This window comes from Mesorhizobium erdmanii USDA 3471 (assembly GCF_000472705.1).
In the GTDB taxonomy this organism is placed as follows: Bacteria; Pseudomonadota; Alphaproteobacteria; order Rhizobiales; family Rhizobiaceae; genus Mesorhizobium; species Mesorhizobium erdmanii.
In genome coordinates, this window is record NZ_AXAE01000012.1 from 99,755 (window position 1) to 115,300 (window position 15,546).

Sequence of the window (15,546 nt, forward strand, 5' to 3'; positions counted from 1 at the left end):
CCGGGCATCTCCCCCACGAGGGGGGAGATCAGCAGCGTCACTGCAGCGCGAGATGCCCCATGACCACCTTTCTCTTCGACGGCGACGACACCGCCCCCGTCACCATCCTGCTTGCCCATGGCGCTGGCGCGTCGATGGATTCGCCTTCGATGACCGCCACCGCCAAGGCGCTTGCGGCCGCCGGCTTCCAGGTCGCGCGGTTCGAATTCCACTATATGGCGGCGCGCCGCTACGGCCAGCGCAAGCCGCCGCCGCGAGCCGAGACGGTCAACCCGGAATATATCAAGGCGATCGCCGATCTCAGGGCCAGGGGCGTGGCGGGCAAGCTCATCATCGGCGGCAAGTCGATGGGCGGCCGCGTCGCCTCGATGGTCGCCGACGAGATGTTCGCCAAGGGTGAGATCGCGGGCCTCGTATGCCTCGGTTATCCCTTTCATCCGCCCGGCAAGCCAGAGCAATTGCGGACAAAGCATCTCGCTGGGCTGAAGACGCCGACGCTGATTTTCCAGGGCACGCGTGACGAGTTCGGTACGCCGGACGAGGTGGCCGGCTATGGGCTTTCCGACAGCATCGAGGTGATCTGGCTGGAGGACGGCGACCACGATTTGAAGCCGCGCAAGAGCATTTCGGGGTTTTCGACGGGCGATCATCTGAAGACGCTGGCTGAGACGATCAAAGCCAAGCTGGCGCAGCCGTCGACTTCATCATCCTAGCTGAGCAAGGAGCGAAGCGACGCGCGCAGACCCTGGGATCAATGCCGTGATGCCAAGGCGCTGCAACGGTTCAGAATTCTGACAGGCCGCATCCTTCGGCTGATGTCGCGGCATGGATCCTCGGGTCAAGCCCGAGGATGACGAAACGAGGGACGCCTTAGGCATTCAGGAATGAAAATCGCCACCTTCAACATCAACAACATCAACAGCCGCCTGGACAACCTTCTGGCGTGGCTGGCGGCGGCGAAGCCCGATGTCGTCTGCCTGCAAGAGCTGAAGGCGCGCGACATGCAGTTTCCGCGCACGGCGCTGGCCGATGCCGGCTATGGCGCGGTGTGGAAGGGCGAGCCGACCTGGAACGGCGTCGCTATACTCGCGCGAGGATCCGAACCCGTCCTGACCCGCGACGCGCTGCCGGGCGACGATGCCGACCGGCAGAGCCGTTACATCGAGGCGGCGGTGAACGGTATCGTCATCGCCTGCCTCTATGCGCCGAACGGCAATCCCCAGCCGGGGCCGAAATTCGCCTACAAGCTCGCCTGGCACAAACGGCTGGAGGCGCATGCGCGGCAACTTCTCGACACCGGCCTGCCTGTCGTGCTGGCCGGCGACTTCAACATCGTGCCCGAGCCGCGCGACATCTACGCCACGCGTTCCTATGACGACAATGCGTTGGTGCAGCCAGAAAGCCGCGCCGCCTTCGCCGTGCTCATCGAGCAGGGCTGGCTCGACGCGCTGCGCAAGGTCTATCCTAAGGAGACGCTCTATACGTTCTGGGATTACCGCCGCAACCGCTGGCCGCGCGATGCGGGCCTGCGGCTTGACCACATATTGCTGTCGAAGACACTCGCCAGGCGGCTGAAAGCGGCAGGCATCGATCGAGACGTACGCGGCGAGGACGGCGCCAGCGACCACGCGCCGGTCTGGGTGGAGTTGAAGTGAGGGCGTTATCCCTTGGCCATTCCGGTGCAGGCGATCTCCGCGCGAAACAGGTTGGACATGATCATCGCAGGGAAAGCGCTACACACTTTTCCCCGAATTGATCTAGTCTGGTGATGATCGGCATTGGGGGGCGTTTGATGCATTGCATATCCGACAGCCTGGAGCGGAGGCCTTCCAAATTCGTCCGCCATGCGTGATTTCGGCTTCGGCGAAATCCTGCTCGCGGCCGCGGCCGTCGTTTTAGCCGCGGCATGCGTTGGCTGGCTGTTGCGCAAGGCGCGTGCCCGGCGCCGCACCCAACGCCGGGCGGATCCGACCAACGACTATGCCGTGCGCAGGGATTGGGAGCGCAGCACCGGCACAGTCAACTACTCGTCCTTCGTCTATTTGGATGTCGACCGCGACGGAAGATACGGCGTGGGCGACCGGCCGATGGCCGGCATCATGGTGCGGCTGTTCGACGGAGAGGGTGGCTTCGTCGCTTCAACCCGGACAAACAATGGCGGCTTCGCCAACTTCGCCATGTCGGTGTCTTCGGCCGATGCCGCGATCCGTGCGCCGGGCGCCTATCAATTCGCGGTTTCGATGCCGCCGGGCTGGCGCTCGCCCAGCGCCAACGAAACGCAGTCCCAGGATTTCCGGCTGGCCCCAGGCTCGCCCGCCGGGCTGGTGTCCCGGGACCTGCCCCAGCCGGTCGGCTTGGCGCCTGCGCGCAGCCTGGCCGGCAGGATGCCGGCGGATGGCACAGTGACGCTGTCGGTGAAGGCGGTTGGACAGGTGCTGAAGAGCCTGGTGCTGGCGCCAGGGTTACCCTTCCGGCTCGATCTCACCGCCGAGGCGGATACGGTGACGATCGCCGGCGGCGGCCTTGACCGGCAGCTTGCCCTTTCGCCCTATCCGACCGATCTCGGGCTGCTGTCGCCGCAAACCCTTTCGAGCGCGGCCCCGCTGCGGACGATCGGTTTCGACGACGTCACCGGGCGTGGCTTCCGCAAGATCCCATGCGGCCATGCCGGGCTGCAATGGCGCAACCTCAACGCCATGGCGCAGGATCACACCAAGGGCAGCGAAGGCTATGTCAACGGCAATGTTTCGGGCGACCATGTCGCCTATACCAGTAGCGGCTACCCGGCCGAATTCAGCCGCGAGACGCCATTCGGCTTCCACTCAGTGCTGCTGAGTGCTGCCTGGCTGAAATCCGAAGGGGAGATGGCGCTGATCGAGTGCTGGCTGGGCGAGCAACTGGTCGCCTGCGACCAGTTGGCGCTGTCGGCGCTGACGCCGCTGCACTACGCGCCGATGCTCACAGCTGTGACCCGTGTCAGTCTTTCGACAAAACACTATTGGCAGATGGTACTAGACGACCTGGTGCTGGCTGGCTGACTTTTCACGGTACCGGATTCGAAGTCACAACCGGGCCGTTGGTCGCGGCGGTGATCGACTTCAAATTGCCCTTCTTGATCAGAGCGGGGCGCTCATAAATCTTCTTCATGATGCAATCTCTCCACTATATCCCATTGCGATAGTGACACATCGTCTTCTTCTGTCAATGTTGCGCTTGGATTGTCCAGTTTATGTCGGCAGCGACTGTTGCAGATTGGACACCGTGCCTTTGGGGCCTTTCGATCAAAACGGAGATCAAGACTCTGGCCGCGATGGAGGCGACCACGATCCATTTCTAACTGCTTGCCTGATCGAGGCTGGTCATGGCTGTTCTTCGTAATTCAGACGTTTCTGTCCTTCACATGCGAGTACCAAGCGTTTTGCGGTTCGTCGTCGACGCTGGTAGTCTGGCCGCAGGGTCCGGCGAGGGGGAAGCGCGATGAACAGGTTGGCTGACAGGGGCCTGGCGCTTGTCCTGGCCGCGGTTGCCATGGCCTGCCTGGCGCCGGTCTATCTGCTCGCCAACAACGGCGCCTTTGCCTGGCATGGCGCTTCCTGGCTGCCGGCGCATGCGGCCTTCTTGCGGCTTTTGGGCTTCTCCGTGGCGGCACTCGCCTGCCTGACCGGCGCCCTGCTGTTCTGGGCCGGGCTCCTGCCTGGCCGGCCGGCGCATGCCGCCGGAGCGCCGCTGTTCGGCCGCGCGGCAGAGGTCCAGCAGACCGGCAGGCCCGGCCTGCGCAAGGTGTTTTTCGCTCTGCCGCTGATTGCGCTCGCGGCGTTGGCCGTCGACCGCTTCGGCCCGTGGCATCAAGGCGGTGGCGCGGTGGCCAGCCAGCCCAAGGTGGCCGAACCCAAGCCCGATGAACGCAAGCTTGTGGAACCCATACCCGCCGAGCCGAAGGGCCAGGATGTCGCCAGCGCGCCGCCGGCTCCGGAGCCGGCAACGCCACCAGCCCCGCCGGTGCCGCCAGCTCCGCCACCGGTAGCCGCCAACCCACCGCCGGCACCCGCGCCGCCCGTGGCCGCGCCCGTCGCCCCATCGCCGCCGGAGGCCGCGGCCATCCCGCCGCCCACAGAGGCGCCGTTGCCGCCACCGCCGCCGGCGGTGCCGACGCAGCCCGACGGTCATCGCGACGCTGTCGTCTGGCTGGCGGTGGCGCCCGACGGGCGCTCGATCATGAGCGCCAGCACCGACCATGTGATCAAGCTGTGGGATGTTGGCGGCAAGCACCTGATCCGCAATCTCGGCGTCCACAAGGACATGGCGCGCACCGCGCTCTACATGCCCGACGGCGTCAGCGGGCTGACGGCGGGCGACGACGGCGAGATCGTGCTGCGCAAACTCGCCGATGGCGCGGTGCTGCATGTCTTCCAGTCGGGCCAGAATGGCGGCGTCAACAAGCTGGCAATCAGCCCGGACGGCAAGCGTGCCGTCAGCGGCCACGACACCGGCAATGTCATCGTCTGGGACCTCGTCGGCAATTCCGTGCTGCATGTCTTGACCGGGCACGACTGGTCGATCAGCGCGGTCGCCGTCTCGCCGGACGGCAAGCAAGCCGTCAGCGGCAGCATCGACGGCACGCTGAAACTCTGGGACATTGAAAGCGGCAAGCAATTGCGCAGCTGGCACGGCCACGAGCAAGGCACCTATGGCGCCGTGTTCACCGCCGACGGGCATCATCTGATCACCGGTAGCGGCGACCTGACGATCAAGGTCTGGGATCTCGACAGCGGCCGCGAGGTGAAGCGCTTCGAAGGCCATGAAGGAACGGTCTACACGCTGGCGCTGTCGGTCGACGGCAAGCGCCTGCTGTCAGGCTCACTCGACGGCACGGCAAGGCTTTGGGACATGGAAACCGGCAACCAGATCGCCATGTTCGACAGCCAGACCGGCCCGATCTACGCCGTGGCCTTCGCCCCCGACGGCACGGTGTTGACCGGCGGCTACGACCGCACGATCAGGGACTGGCCGGCGACAGGCGGCGATGGCGTGGTGTTGTTCGCTGGGGCGCCGGGGTGAGTGGTGGAAGAGGCTGGTAACCCGCCGGCACACCGGACCGGATGCCATATGTTGCCATGGCCGACGCGGGCGGGGGGGCGCATTGTTGGGGTGTGCTCGGCGCCCGCGTCAACCAGGGCGGCTCGTACCGCCGCAGCAACACCATGGCATATTGCCTGATGTCCGAAACTTCCGTGAAAGCGGAATAGGCAGCGGCGCGGACCCGATTTGCCGAGTCGCAACGGCAATTGCGAGAAACAGTTTCTCGCGCCCACCGCATTGACCTCAGGCGGGCGGGCGGCAAAGGACTGGCGGGTTCAACAGGGATGGCGCCCATGAGGGAGCAGACGAACTTGAGCGAACAGACGATTTTCAGCAATGCCAAACTGGCCGATGGGTCGCTGGTCGACCTCACGGTCACCGGCGGCCGCTTCAGTGCGATTGCGCCGGCCGGCAAGACGCCGCCGGCTGATTTCGCCGCCGTCGCTTCCACCATCATCGCCCCTGTCTTCGTCGATCTTGGCGGCCAGCTCGTCGTGCCGGCCTTGGTCGAGGGGCATATCCACCTCGACACCTCGTTTTATGGCGATGCCTGGCGTCCGCACATTCCCTGCACCAATGGCTTCGACGTGCGCGAGCGCGTCGCCTTCCAGGCTCGCAACCTCGCCGCCGCGGCGCCGATGGCGGAGCGGGCGAAAAACCAGCTCGAGCTGTGCGTCGGCAATGGCAGCCTCACCATGCGCAGCCATGTCATGGTCGACGGCTCGGTCGGGCTGAAACATGTCGAGGCCATCCTTGCCGTGCGTGAGAATTACCGCGACCTCATCGACATCCAGCTCGTCGCCTTCCCGCAAAGCGGCATTCTGTCCTCGCCTGGCACGGCGGAGCTTCTCGACGAGGCGCTGAAGCTCGGCTGCGATCTCGTCGGCGGGCTCGATCCCGCCAATTTCGACCGCGATGTGAAGGGCCATCTCGACGTGGTGTTCGGGCTGGCGCAAAAGCATGGCGCCGGTGTCGACATCCATCTGCATGATGGCGGCACGCTCGGGCTGTTCCAGGTCGAGGAGATCGCCACGCGGACCAAGGCGCTCGGCATGGCAGGCCATGTCGTGGTCAGCCACGCCTATGGGCTGGGCGACATCCCGGCCGATGCGCTCGACAAGGCCGGCGCGATGCTGGCGGCGGCCGGCGTTGCGATCATGACCAACGCGCCCGGAAACCATGCCTTCCCGCCGGTGGCGGCGCTCAGGCAGGCCGGCGTCACCGTGTTCGGCGGCTCCGACAACATCCGCGATTCCTGGTGGCCTTATGGCGATGGCGACATGCTTTCGCGCGCCAACATGATCGGTTACCGCTCAGGCTTCTACGAGGATCACGAGCTGGAAGCCGCCTTCGACGTAGTCACCCATGCCGGAGCGAAAGCATTGGGGTTGGCGAGTTACGGGATCGTGGTCGGCGCCAGCGCCGACTTCGTCGCCATGCCGGCGCAGCATGTGCCCGAGGCGGTGGTGGCCGTGCCGAAGGAGCGCACGGTCTATCGCCGGGGCAAGGTTGTGGCGCGGAACGGGACGATGCTGGCGCGCTGATGCCATGGTTGGCGACGGATGGCGGAAGGGGCCTGGCGGCCAGTGCAAGGGAGACACGCCAAGCCCCGCCAGCTTCTGGCGGGAGCCGGCATTGTTTACATTAGTAGTATCTAATTTGTTTGCAAGGTGTCCTTGTGGACAGGCCCCGCCGGATTTCAGAACCCGGTCGCGCCCGTTACCATCAGCACAAGAACCAACGCTGCCACGCCCCAGACAGCCGCCGCCGCCAAGGTTTGCGCGTTCAGACGGAACCTTCGATTCGGCTTTGGCAGTTGCATCCTCGTCACGGCTCAGAAGCGATCGAAATCGCAAGCCCGAACCTTCTCGATGACCCAGTGATGGTGGCGCCAATGCTTCCTGACCTTCACGAAGCAATGCCGATTGTGATGTTTGCGCCAGCGATGATCACGCCAGTGGTGACGGCCCATGCCGCCATTGTCCGTCGTGATGACGAGGCTGGCCGCCTGCGTCGGGGCAACGTTGATGGGGGACAGCACGGAGACAAAGAGAAGTGCGCTGAGAAGGGTGGCTTTCACCTTGAGTCCTCCATTGTGATTAAAATCTTGTGGCGTTCTGGCAATCAATCTATCGCCCGGCGGTCGGCTGCCTGGGCCGATCGGGCAGGCACCGGGGAGAGGGCGTGTTGATCGGATGGCTGCTCGCCGAAATAGAGCGCACCGCCCAGGACGAGGAAAACAATCCCGACCGCCGCCAGTCCGACCATCAACACAGCGATCGCCGTCCCCGGCCCGTGGCCTGTCCTGGTAATGATGGACCGATGCTGCATCGCTGTTCCTCCGAAATTCAGTCCAGTCCGGAGACCTTGCGGCAAACGACGAAAAAGGCGGGATGTTCCCGTTGAAGCGCCGCATCGGCCTTTTGCGTTTCCTTGTAGGACCAAGGTCTTAGATCGCTGGGGCAAAGGTCCGAGGGGCCTTGTTCGGTTCCGGCAATGTCCATTGGACGTTCCATTACTTTAGCTAAATGAGATATAATATCTTGCCGTATCGAGAGGTGGTTTCGGGCGCTGGAAGAGGCAAATTGCGGCTGGCCGACACCCCCGAAAGCGATGTGCGAATCTCCACATTTCGCCGGTCGAAGGCCCCCGAAAGGCAGATAAGTGGAACCTGGTTCAATCTCGACGGCGAAGCGAACGGGCTCTTGTCTTGCCAGCGCGTTTTTCGGGTGAGGGCAGGGGCTTGCGGGTGTTTCTTACCCCAGCCACCACCATAGCGCGGCCACCACCGCCAGGACCGCCGCCACCGCCAGCCCCAGCATGATGTACGACCCCTTGATGATGTCGCGGATGATCTTCTTGATCGTCTCGCGGTCGTTGAGGTTGGGGAAGGGCTCGTTGGGCGTCGCCACGCCGAGGAAATCGCAGAGCGGCGCCCAGCCTTCGGTCACCTTGTAGACCAGCAGTTTTTCAGGCGGTACCGCCGCCTTCACTTCCTCGATGTAGCTGTTATAGCGCGCCACCGCCTTGGCACTGTCGTTCATCACGCCGTTCAGCGTGCGGCCCCACACCAGCTTGCGCGACATGTCGCCGAATTTCCGGCCGAACGGCGTCAGCCATTCCAGGATCTTGAATTGCCAGACATTCTCGGTGAAGTAGATCGTGTCGATGGTGCTTTCGTACCAGGCTTCGGCGCCGCGCGGGTGGAGGGTCAGCAGCACCTTGGCGTCAGGGTAGGCGGCCATCAATTCCTTCCACACGCAGCAACCGGGATTGTCGACGGTGGCCGTGTAGTTGGCGAACACACGGTTCCAGTCGTGCTGTGTGCCGGGTGGGCTGTTGGCTACCTTGCGCCAGAAATCGAGATGGCCTTTGTTGGCCTTGTTCATGATCACTTCCTGCATATGGTAGGAAGGCAGGCCGAGCCTGTTCAGCGCGGCAAAGGTCGACCACGTGCCGGTGCGGCCGAAACCGGCCCCGATCAGTTTGAGCGTCATGTCCCCAACCCCTTATCGGACTAGTTTTCTTCGTTCTCGCAGTCCGTGAGAATGAAATTGCTCCCGATCGGGCCGGATCGCAACAAATATCGGGGTTGGTCCTGCGTCGATCATGTACTTGCGCAGTTGCTAAAATAATGGAACGCTGCGCACGGGTATTGGGATGCAAAGGCAGGGAGTCGCTCGAACCGGGACGTTCGGCGATTTTATGGATCGATGTATTTTGGGCGATTTCTCGTGGGCATGTCGGCGACGACCATCGTCGTCGCGGTCTGGACCTACATGGCCACCGGGTCTTTCTGGCAGGCACTGGTGTGGACGGCGGTGACCCTGATCATCCTGCAGGCCGGCTATTTCCTGCTCTTCCTGGGATTGATCCTCAGGCGCGCACGCGATGCCACGACGAACCAGGATCCGGTCTACACGCCGCCGCCCTTGCGTCGGGATGGCGTCTGGTTTTGAAGCTTGGCTTAAGCCGTAGCGGGGATGGCAGTCCTCGCGGCCCGCCATCCCTTCGCGTGGAAGATGTCAGGCCTTGCCGGCCAGTGCATTAAGCTTCGCGCAGAACTCGGCGTGCGGCTTGCTCATCGCGGCGTCCTGGCATTCCTTCATCATGGCGGCCTGGTGCTTTTTCGACATTTTTGCCCAGACCTTCTTCATGTCGGCGTCGGCCTTCATGGTCTTCATGGTCTTGTCCGTGAAGAAGGGTGCCATCATCTTCGGTTCGTCGAGAATACCGGCCAATGCCGACCCGCCGATCACGGTTGCGGCCAATACTCCCAGGCAGACGGTTCTGATGTTCATGAGTTCTCTCTCCCCTGTTCCTGCCACCGGATCGGCGACAGTCGACAAACAGTACCACCGACGACAATCCATTCAGACACCGCTAATATCTTTGACTGGTCACGTTTCGGTGAGCGCGTAGGCGGCGATCCTGCCCTTCGGCTGTACCCAGCGTCACCAGCTCATCCATTCGCGCGTGCGCCACGCCAGTCCGGCAAAGGGCGCAATCAGCGCGATGACGACGAACATCAACGTGAAGGGATGCTTGGTCACGGAAGGTCGTGGGGCCATATCGGGATTACTCCTTGTGGTTGGAAATGCGTGGGGCGGTTGGAATGCGTGGGTCAACGTCATCTCCGCGACATGGTTGCATCCGACGCGGGCCACGCCGCAAGGCGGTTGGAACAACGTGGCGGCGCCGGCGTTTTTCCTGGCGCGACCGGTGAGGCTGCCACCTCCGCCGGCGCCGTCGAAGGCTCGTCCTGCTCCCGGCAGGACGAGCCTTTTTCGTGGCCCTGGCGAGGTGGTCGGGAACGACACTGCCTGCTCCACGTTAGCTGTTGCTAAGCAAGGGCAAATCGATTCCCCTTCAGAACAGGAATCGCCAGGTCTGAAGCCCGACTGTCGTTATTCACTGGCAGCGCAAATACCAGACATGCTTAGTTTCGGGTTTCACAGAAAACCTGAATGAATCCGGTCGCCGGAAGCATATAGTACTAGGCGCTCCATGCAATTTATCCCCGAAAGTTTGGATGGAACCTCACGGGGGTGACTGAGTTTTACTGCAGGGCGGAATTCAGATATCCAAAATGGAGGTTTGTTATGAAACGTTATCTTTCAAGTGCCGCGGCCGCGATCGTCCTGATGGGCGGCGTGGGGATTGCCATGGCTGACACAATCGTCGTTCAGCCAGAACAGGAGACCGTCGTTCGCGAATACGTCAAGAAGCAGCCGCTGGCGTCGGTGAACCTTCTGGGCGTCGAGCTCAAGCTCGGCTCGTCGGTACCGGACAAGGTCGAATTGCGCGAAGTGCCCAACGTCAAGTATCGCGTCGCCGTGATCAACGACCAGACCGTGCTCGTCGACCCGGAAACCCGTCAGATCGTCGAGGTTCTGCACTGACCCCTGGCAAGGCAATGGCGGTCGGTTGGACCGACCTGTCTTGAGAAAAGCCCGTCACGGCTTCGCGGCCATGACGGGCTTTTTCTTATCTTGCCGTTGCCTGTTATTCGGCGGCCAGCTTGTCCTGCGTGCTTGTGTCGAAGTCGCTGGCGTCGTGGCGCTCGTGCAGCTGCATCGCCGGCTCGCCGAAGGCGCGGTTGACCATGCGGCCGCGCTTCACCGCCGGACGCTCGTCGATCTCCTTCGCCCAGCGCTGCACATGGGTGTATTCCTGCACCGACAGGAAGTCGGCGGAATCATTGTACATGCGGCCGAGCGCCAGCCCGCCATACCAGGGCCACACCGCCATGTCGGCGATCGTGTAATCCTTGCCGCCGAGATATTCGGTCTCAGCCAGCCTGCGGTCGAGCACATCCATCTGCCGCTTCACCTCCATGGAGAAGCGGTCGATTGCATATTCGAATTTTTCCGGCGCGTAGGCGTAGAAATGGCCGAAACCTCCGCCCAGATACGGCGCCGAACCCATCTGCCAGAACAGCCAGGACAGCACTTCGGCGCGCGCCGGCTGTTCGGTGGGCAGGAATTCGCCGAATTTTTCGGCGAGATAGACCAGGATCGAGCCGGATTCGAAGACGCGCACTGGGGTCTTGCCGCTGCGGTCCATCAGAGCGGGGATCTTGGAGTTGGGATTGACCTCGACGAAGCCGCTGCCGAACTGGTCGCCATCATTGATGCGGATGAGCCAGGCATCGTATTCGGCGCCCTTGTGGCCGCGCGCCAGAAGCTCTTCCAGCATCACCGTCACCTTGACGCCATTCGGCGTTGCCAGCGAATAAAGCTGCAGCGGGTGCTTGCCGATCGGCAATTCCTTGTCATGCGTCGGTCCGGCGATCGGCCGGTTGATGCTGGCAAAGGCGCCGCCATTTGCCTTGTTCCAGGTCCATACTTTCGGCGGTGTGTAGTCGGTCATTGCGGGCCTCGGATGGTGGGGGAGGAAGAATGGGTTGGGCAGATACGCTACAACTAGGGCTGCGGAGCGAGAAGTTCAACTTGCGTTGAACTATTGTCGCGGTCCTTGGTCTCCGGCCCTTGCACCCTCTTTGGCAAGGCATACCTATACAGATATGACCTACCCAGGAAATGACAGCATGACCATCAATCCCAATCCGCGCTCCGTCGTTGCCGTGCGCGCGACCGTTCCCGATGATGCATTCACCGCCGGCGCGCTGGGCACGCTCAGGGAAGGCAGCGGCGTCGTCATCAGGGATGACGGGCTGGTGCTGACCATCGGCTATCTCATCACCGAGGCCGAAGAGGTCTGGCTGACCGCGCATGACGGCCGCGTCATCCCCGCGCACGCACTCGCCTACGACCAGGAATCGGGCTTCGGCCTTGTCCAGGCGCTGGCGCCGACCGGGCTGCCGGCCGTGGCGCTGGGCGACGCCGGCAAGGCCCGGATCGGCGATGCGGTGGTACTGGCCGACGGCATTGGCCGTGCGGTCGAGGCCAAGATCGTCACCAAGCAGGAATTCGCAGGCTATTGGGAGTATCTGCTCGACGAGGCGATCTTCATCGCGCCGGCGCATCCCTCCTGGGGCGGCGCGCCGCTGTTTGGCGCCGACGGCACGTTGCTCGGCATCGGCTCGCTGCGCTTGCAGATGAGCCGTGCCGGCGAAGTCGCCGATATAAACATGATCGTGCCGATCGATCTGTTGCCGCCGATCCTCGACGATCTCCTGACGCGCGGCCAGGTGGCCAGGCCGCCGCGTCCTTGGCTTGGCGCGCTCTCGGCCGAGAGCGACGGCAAGGTGGTGGTGATGAGCGTGACCGAAGGCGGCCCGGCGGCAAAAGCCGGCCTGCGCCAGGGCGACGTCATCTCCGAGGTGCGCGACGGCGCCGTCGACGGGCTCGCCGACTTCTATCGCAAGCTGTGGGAGAGCGGCTCGGCCGGCGCCGAGATTCCGATGCGCGTGGTGCGCGACGGCCGCGAGACCTGGCTGCGCGTCAAATCCGCCGATCGCGGCAGTTTCCTGAAGAAGCCGCAGCTGCAATAGGCCCAACCGGCCAGGCGATGCATCCCAGACTGCTCAAGACCTTCCTCGCGGTGGCGCGCAGCCGCAATATCACGCGCGCCGCCGCGGCGGTGCATCTCGCGCAATCCAGCGTCAGCGACCAGATCCAGACGCTTGAAGCCGAACTGGGTGCCGCGCTGTTCACCCGCTCGAAGTCTGGTCTCGAGCTGACGCCGGCGGGGCTGGCGCTGAAGCCGATCGCCGAAGATCTGTTGCGGCTCGATGGCGAAGCGCGCGCCGCGGTGATGGCGGCAGCGGGGCAGGCGAGCCAAGCACTGACCATCGGTGCGCTGGAAACGATCGCTTCCGCACGGCTGGCGCCGTGGCTGCCGGGGTTTCAGGCCGGCCATCCCGAGATCACGGTGCGGATGAAGGTGGCCGATAGCGGCACGCTGCTGCGGCTTTTGGAGGACGGCGACATCGATGTCGCCTTCTGCTTCGAGCGCGGCGATGGTGCGAATGCCGATGAACGCCTGGCCAGGCGAACCATAGTCCGCGAGCCGCTGGCGCTGGTGGTGGCGCCGGGGAAAGGCATCGCGCCGTGCGATCTGGCCGGCCTTGCCAGTTCGCGCTTCGTCGCGACGGAACCCGGCTGCATCTATCGCCACATGTTCGACACCGGCTTTGCCGAAGCCGGTGTCGAGGCGCCAAGACTTGTCGTCGAGGCCGGCAGCATCGGCGCCATCGCGCGGCTGGTGGCGGCCGGCGCCGGCTTGGGCCTTGTTCCGCACCTCGCCGTCAGCGACGCGCTGGCGCGTGGCGATCTCATTGAATTGCCATGGCCCGGTCGGGCGCAAGCAGCATCGCTGACGATGATCTGGCGGCGCCGGCGCGTACAGCCGCCGGCGCTGTGGCACTTGCTCGCCGCTGCGCGCGACACGCTGGCGCCGGAACGTTCTCGGGCCGGTTCAGAACCTGAATCGACAAGCCGCTCCAAAGTCTTGCTTTGAAAGCAGTTCCCGATGCCGGTTCACTTCAGACAAGCCGGTGTCCGCCTTCGACATGCAGCGTCGTTCCGGTGGCAAAACCATTGCCGAGAAGAAAGAAGATGGCATCGGCAATGTCGCCGGGCTGGCCGATCCTGCCGACCGGCAGCCGCTCGTCCATCGCGGCCAGGGTTTCGGCCTTTCGGTCGCCGGCAACCTGCGCCCAAATCTCAGTGTCGACCCAGCCGGGCGAGACGGCGTTTACGCGGATCGGCGCGAGTTCGACGGCCAGCGCCCGCACCAGCCCTTCGAGCGCTGCATTGACCGCCGCGACGACCGAGCCGCGTGGAGCCGGCCGGTAGGCGGCGATGCCGGAGACGAAGGTCATCGAACCGCTCGCGCCGAGCCGTCGTGTGCCGTGCTTGGCAAGCAGCAGAGGGCCGAACAGCTTGCTGTCTACCACGCGTTGTGCCGCCTCGAGATCAAGCTCCGGCAGCAGCCTGTAGGCGCCTTCGATATCAGCCGCCGTGCTGACGATATGGTCGAGCCCGCCGAGGCGCGCGAACAAGGACGCAACCTGGTCTTCGCGCGTGACGTCGACGACGGCAACGGCGAGGCCGACGGGATTGCCCAGCGCTTGTTGCGCTTCTTCCAGCTTCTGTTCGCTGCGCCCGGCGATGACGACTTCCGCGCCGGCCTCGACGCAGCGCCTGGCCAGCGCCAGGCCCATGCCGGAACCGCCACCGACGATCAGGATTTTCTGGTTCGAAATGCTCATTTCGCTCTGCCTTTGTTTTGAAGGGACAAGGGCAGGGGAATGGCAGCTCGAAGCGGCGAGGAGAAACGGAAGAAACCGATGGTGTTATCGGAGATGCCGATGATGCCGCGCGGGAAGGGGAGGTTAGCCAAGGTGCGCTTGAGCGCTTGTCTGCATCTTTATTCCCGCTCGGCGCTCGCGAACACCACCAGGTTCTCGTCGGGGTCGCGCATGCGCATGATCCAGAAATGGTCGGCTTTCTCGATCGGGCCGGGTTCGAGACCGGCATCCGCAAGCCGCTGCCTCTCGGGCGCCAGCGGCAGCACCCCGAGCGTCAGGGTCGAAGTGCCGGCCTTGTCCTTGTCCTCGAACAGCTGCACTTCGGCACTGTCGGTGAATTGCCATTCGGCCAGCCCGGGCATCGGCCGGCGCAGCGGCGGCTTGCCGAAGAGTTTTTCGTACCAGCCAATGCTGGCTTCGAGGTCGGAGCAGTTGACGTGGGCGAAAATGGTTTCGATTGCCATCAGGGAACCTCCATCGGACGATGCACTCTTGCCGCAACGCGGTGCTGGATGGCACGTTCCGATTCTTCCTGGCTGCGTGCTCCATTGCTGACGAAAACTGACAGTGGGTCATGCCATGATGGCGGGAATCGCACGACGATGGAGGCAATTGCGATGACAACAATCCTGAACGGGCAGACCCGTTGATGGCGCCGGTCAAGGTCGATCCCGACAAGGTCCGGGAATTCCCCGACGCGGCGAGCTTCCACGCCTGGCTCGGCCAGCACCATGCCACGGAAACCGAGGTGTGGATCAAGGTGCACAAGGTTGGGTCGGGACTGAAATCGATCACGCCGAAGGAAGCCATCGACGTCGTGCTGTGCTTCGGCTGGATCGACGCGGTGCGCAAGGGGCTGGACGGCAACAGCTTCCTGCAGCGCTACACGCCGCGCGGCAAGAAGAGCATCTGGAGCAAGATCAACATCGACAATGTCGCGCGGCTCATCGAGGAGGGGCGCATGACGGGGCATGGGCTGAACCAGGTCGAGGCGGCCAAGGCCGACGGGCGCTGGGCGCGCGCCTACGGCAGCGGCAAGGAGATGAAAATCCCCGACGATCTGCAGGCGGCGATCGATGCCGAGCCGGCGGCCAAGGCGATGCTGGAAAGGCTCAGCGCGCAAAACCGCTTCTCGCTCGCCTTCCGCACCCACAACATGAAGACCGAGGCGGGGCGCAAGAAGAAGATCGAGACCTTCGTCGCCATGCTGAAGCGCGGTGAGACGATCTATCCGCAGGGCAAGAAGTAGG

19 protein-coding genes are annotated in these 15,546 nt (G+C 63.8%); 10 read left to right on the forward strand and 9 right to left on the reverse strand.

Annotated elements, in window-relative coordinates; genetic code table 11:
- The first annotated feature begins 59 nt into the window (after nt 1-59).
- The 3 genes from A3AU_RS0107775 (at nt 60) to A3AU_RS0107785 (ending at nt 3,038) form a co-directional block, all read left to right on the forward strand.
- On the forward strand, nt 60-713 hold the full coding sequence (locus A3AU_RS0107775) for an alpha/beta hydrolase family protein (protein WP_027052295.1): 654 nt from the start codon (nt 60-62) through the stop codon (nt 711-713).
- Between the two features lie 171 nt (nt 714-884).
- Nucleotides 885-1,655: an exodeoxyribonuclease III gene (gene xth, locus A3AU_RS0107780; RefSeq protein WP_027052296.1), complete on the forward strand. Its 771-nt coding sequence runs from the start codon at nt 885-887 to the stop codon at nt 1,653-1,655.
- Nucleotides 1,656-1,844: 189 nt separating this feature from the next.
- Complete coding sequence (locus A3AU_RS0107785; protein ID WP_027052297.1) at nt 1,845-3,038, forward strand: hypothetical protein; 1,194 nt, start codon at nt 1,845-1,847, stop codon at nt 3,036-3,038.
- 4 nt (nt 3,039-3,042) lie between these two features.
- On the opposite strand, the gene A3AU_RS1000000140100 is transcribed toward A3AU_RS0107785, so the two are convergent.
- Nucleotides 3,043-3,147, reverse strand: a complete 105-nt coding sequence (locus A3AU_RS1000000140100) for a putative RiPP precursor (protein ID WP_209444638.1) — start codon at nt 3,145-3,147, stop codon at nt 3,043-3,045.
- A 330-nt stretch (nt 3,148-3,477) separates the two neighbouring features.
- On the opposite strand from A3AU_RS1000000140100, the gene A3AU_RS0107795 reads away from it, so the two are divergent.
- Together A3AU_RS0107795 and A3AU_RS0107800 are read left to right on the forward strand one after the other, a co-directional pair.
- Entirely contained in the window at nt 3,478-5,058 is a 1,581-nt protein-coding gene (locus A3AU_RS0107795; protein WP_027052298.1) for a WD40 repeat domain-containing protein, read from the forward strand.
- A 314-nt stretch (nt 5,059-5,372) separates the two neighbouring features.
- Nucleotides 5,373-6,623, forward strand: coding sequence for an amidohydrolase family protein (locus A3AU_RS0107800; protein ID WP_027052299.1), 1,251 nt, complete (start codon nt 5,373-5,375; stop codon nt 6,621-6,623).
- Nucleotides 6,624-6,913: 290 nt separating this feature from the next.
- Here the strand turns inward: A3AU_RS0107800 and A3AU_RS0107810 are convergent, their stop codons facing one another.
- From A3AU_RS0107810 to A3AU_RS0107825, 4 genes are all read right to left on the reverse strand, one after another.
- Complete coding sequence (locus tag A3AU_RS0107810; RefSeq protein ID WP_027052300.1) at nt 6,914-7,159, reverse strand: hypothetical protein; 246 nt, start codon at nt 7,157-7,159, stop codon at nt 6,914-6,916.
- Nucleotides 7,160-7,203: 44 nt separating this feature from the next.
- Nucleotides 7,204-7,410 carry a hypothetical protein gene (locus tag A3AU_RS0107815; protein ID WP_027052301.1) on the reverse strand — a complete coding sequence of 69 codons (207 nt, stop codon included), beginning with the start codon at nt 7,408-7,410 and terminating at the stop codon, nt 7,204-7,206.
- Nucleotides 7,411-7,427: 17 nt separating this feature from the next.
- Nucleotides 7,428-7,583 carry a hypothetical protein gene (locus A3AU_RS1000000138840; RefSeq protein ID WP_154674545.1) on the reverse strand — a complete coding sequence of 52 codons (156 nt, stop codon included), beginning with the start codon at nt 7,581-7,583 and terminating at the stop codon, nt 7,428-7,430.
- A gap of 252 nt (nt 7,584-7,835) precedes the next feature.
- Nucleotides 7,836-8,576 (reverse strand): sulfotransferase family protein, encoded by a 741-nt coding sequence (locus tag A3AU_RS0107825; RefSeq protein ID WP_027052302.1) that lies wholly within the window; start codon nt 8,574-8,576, stop codon nt 7,836-7,838.
- A gap of 243 nt (nt 8,577-8,819) precedes the next feature.
- Here A3AU_RS0107825 and A3AU_RS0107830 point away from each other — a divergent pair, with 243 nt between their 5' ends.
- Nucleotides 8,820-9,038 carry an exopolysaccharide production repressor protein gene (locus A3AU_RS0107830; protein WP_244277632.1) on the forward strand — a complete coding sequence of 73 codons (219 nt, stop codon included), beginning with the start codon at nt 8,820-8,822 and terminating at the stop codon, nt 9,036-9,038.
- A gap of 66 nt (nt 9,039-9,104) precedes the next feature.
- Here A3AU_RS0107830 and A3AU_RS0107835 read toward each other — a convergent pair whose 3' ends face one another.
- Nucleotides 9,105-9,428, reverse strand: a complete 324-nt coding sequence (locus tag A3AU_RS0107835; protein WP_335334238.1) for a hypothetical protein — start codon at nt 9,426-9,428, stop codon at nt 9,105-9,107.
- A gap of 753 nt (nt 9,429-10,181) precedes the next feature.
- Between A3AU_RS0107835 and A3AU_RS0107845 the strand changes: the two genes are divergently transcribed.
- The gene (locus tag A3AU_RS0107845) at nt 10,182-10,481 is read left to right on the forward strand and encodes a DUF1236 domain-containing protein (protein WP_027052305.1); all 300 of its coding nucleotides are present in this window, start codon (nt 10,182-10,184) and stop codon (nt 10,479-10,481) included.
- A 103-nt stretch (nt 10,482-10,584) separates the two neighbouring features.
- On the opposite strand, the gene yghU is transcribed toward A3AU_RS0107845, so the two are convergent.
- On the reverse strand, nt 10,585-11,451 hold the full coding sequence (gene yghU, locus A3AU_RS0107850; protein WP_027052306.1) for a glutathione-dependent disulfide-bond oxidoreductase: 867 nt from the start codon (nt 11,449-11,451) through the stop codon (nt 10,585-10,587).
- A gap of 178 nt (nt 11,452-11,629) precedes the next feature.
- Here yghU and A3AU_RS0107855 point away from each other — a divergent pair, with 178 nt between their 5' ends.
- Entirely contained in the window at nt 11,630-12,535 is a 906-nt protein-coding gene (locus tag A3AU_RS0107855; protein ID WP_027052307.1) for a S1C family serine protease, read from the forward strand.
- Nucleotides 12,536-12,552: 17 nt separating this feature from the next.
- Nucleotides 12,553-13,503, forward strand: a complete 951-nt coding sequence (locus tag A3AU_RS0107860) for a LysR family transcriptional regulator (protein ID WP_027052308.1) — start codon at nt 12,553-12,555, stop codon at nt 13,501-13,503.
- A gap of 25 nt (nt 13,504-13,528) precedes the next feature.
- Here A3AU_RS0107860 and A3AU_RS0107865 read toward each other — a convergent pair whose 3' ends face one another.
- Both A3AU_RS0107865 and A3AU_RS0107870 read right to left on the reverse strand, forming a co-directional pair.
- Complete coding sequence (locus A3AU_RS0107865) at nt 13,529-14,257, reverse strand: SDR family oxidoreductase (RefSeq protein WP_027052309.1); 729 nt, start codon at nt 14,255-14,257, stop codon at nt 13,529-13,531.
- A gap of 158 nt (nt 14,258-14,415) precedes the next feature.
- Entirely contained in the window at nt 14,416-14,760 is a 345-nt protein-coding gene (locus tag A3AU_RS0107870; protein ID WP_032916987.1) for a VOC family protein, read from the reverse strand.
- Nucleotides 14,761-14,945: 185 nt separating this feature from the next.
- Here A3AU_RS0107870 and A3AU_RS0107875 point away from each other — a divergent pair, with 185 nt between their 5' ends.
- Nucleotides 14,946-15,545 (forward strand): YdeI/OmpD-associated family protein, encoded by a 600-nt coding sequence (locus A3AU_RS0107875; RefSeq protein WP_027052311.1) that lies wholly within the window; start codon nt 14,946-14,948, stop codon nt 15,543-15,545.
- Nucleotide 15,546 lies beyond the last annotated feature (1 nt).